Source organism: Micromonospora sp. LZ34 (assembly GCF_052981855.1).
In genome coordinates, this window is the sequence record NZ_JBRIQN010000149.1 from 1 (window position 1) to 1,449 (window position 1,449).

Sequence of the window (1,449 nt, forward strand, 5' to 3'; positions counted from 1 at the left end):
GGCTCTTCGAAGTTGAGCGGGGTTACGTGGTTGGAGCCGACCCGAGCGTGAAGGGCTCGCAGCTCATCGGTGATCATCTGAGTGTCTGGTTCGGATGGTCACAAGTGAAGAGCTGCGAGCATGGTCAACGATACGACCCGGCTGCTGGGCTTGGACGGCCTGGTCGCGGAGCGGGTCGAGCTGGACGCCGCGGGCGTCCCCGTGGTGGACCTGTCCACCGGTTGTGAGCAGGCACGATGCTGCCCGCAGTGCGGGCAGCGGGCGGCGCGGGTGAAGCAGTGGACCACGACCCGGCCGCGGGACCTGCCGGTCGGCGGCCGGCAGGTGCGGCTGCGCTGGCGTAAACGACGTTGGTACTGCCCGACACCCGGATGCCCGCGGAAGTCGTTCACCGAACAGGTCGCCCAGGTCCCGGCCCGCGCCCGGCTGACCACCCGGCTGCGCCAGGCGGCCGGTGCGGCGGTCGCCGACGCCGGGCGCACGATCGTGCAGGCCGCCCGGGACCACGGCGTCTCGTGGCCGGTCGTCGCGCGGGCGTTCACCACTCATGCCACCGCAGTGTTGCCGCCGGAGCCGGAGCCGGTCGCGGTGCTCGGGATCGACGAGGTCCGTCGCGGCAAGCCGCACTGGGCCTGGGACGAGCAGGCCGGCTCCTGGACGGTCACGGCGGACCGGTGGCATGTCGGCTTCGTGGATCTGTCCGGCGGTCAGGGGTTGCTCGCCCAGGTCGAAGGCCGCACCACCACTGCAGTCACCGGTTGGCTGACCGATCGCCCGCAAGCCTGGCGCCAGCAGGTCCAGGCGGTGGCGATCGACATGTGCACCGTGTTCAAGTCCGCCGTCGGCCAGGTCCTGCCGCACGCGCTGCTGGTCGTCGACCACTTCCACGTCGTGCAGCTGGCTAACCGGGCCGTCACCGAGGTCCGCCGCCGGGTCACTCTCACCCAGCGCGGGCGTCGAGGCCGCGGCAACGACCTGGAATGGCGGATGCGCAACCGGCTGACCCGCTCCGCTGCTCGCATGCCCGGCAAGCACGTCGACCGCCTCGTCGACACCCTCGAAGCCCTACCGGCGGCGATCGGCGCCCCGATCCTGGTCGCCTGGAACGCGAAAGAAGACCTACTCGACCTTCTCGCCACCGCCCGCACCCAACCCGACCGTGAACACGTCCACCGGCTGCTGCACCGCTTCTACACCCGCTGCGCCGCCACTGACCTGCCCGAACTGCACCGACTCGCCACCACGATCGAAACCTGGTGGCCACAGATCCACGCGTTCTTGCGTACCGGAATTACGAACGCCGGGTCGGAAGGCACCAACCGCGTCATCAAGACCGTCGCCCGCGACGCCTACGGCTTCCGCAACCCCGAAAACCAGCGCCTACGCACCCGCACCGCCACAACCCGACGCCACCGCGGACACCTCAACCCCGCCTAACTTCGAAGAGCC

The 1,449-nt window shown here is 70.2% G+C and carries 1 protein-coding gene; it reads left to right on the forward strand.

The window, feature by feature from the left end; translation table 11 throughout:
• Positions 1 to 120: 120 nt before the first annotated feature.
• Positions 121 to 1,437 (forward strand): ISL3 family transposase, encoded by a 1,317-nt coding sequence (locus ACVCAH_RS37865; protein WP_447141009.1) that lies wholly within the window; start codon positions 121 to 123, stop codon positions 1,435 to 1,437.
• Positions 1,438 to 1,449: the final 12 nt, after the last annotated feature.